Source organism: Kitasatospora sp. MBT66 (assembly GCF_000710405.2).
Lineage (GTDB): Bacteria > Actinomycetota > Actinomycetes > Streptomycetales > Streptomycetaceae > Kitasatospora > Kitasatospora purpeofusca.
This window is the reverse complement of sequence record NZ_JAIY01000013.1, coordinates 38,382-38,694: the sequence shown is the minus strand read 5'-3', so window position 1 is coordinate 38,694 and position 313 is coordinate 38,382. Positions and strand designations below refer to the sequence as shown.

Annotated in this window: 1 pseudogene; it reads right to left on the bottom strand. The window is 73.2% G+C overall.

The annotated features are described in order from the left end of the window. A pseudogene (locus tag BI06_RS54070) lies at positions 1-138 on the bottom strand (serine/threonine protein kinase); the annotation flags it as partial. Between the last annotated feature and the right edge of the window lie 175 nt (positions 139-313).

Genomic DNA, 313 nt, shown 5'->3' with positions numbered 1-313 from the left:
CTGGTCCGCGGCCAGGTCCTCGCGGAGCAGCTTGACCGCGACCGGACCGTCCGGGCCCTCGCCGAGCCAGACCGTCCCGGCCGAGCCGCGGCCGATCACCTGGTGGACGGTGTAGCGGCTGCCGATCTTGCGTGCCAATGCTGCTCCGTGGGCGGCGGGAGCGCCCCGGGAGGGTCCGGTGCGCTCGGTGGGGCGGGACAACAGCGACCAACCTACGCGCCCGGACACCCTCCGCGGGCCGCCTGGGGCCGCTCGGCGGGCGGGAAACGGCAGGAATTCCCGGGAAGTGTCGACAAAACGTCAATTCCACCGA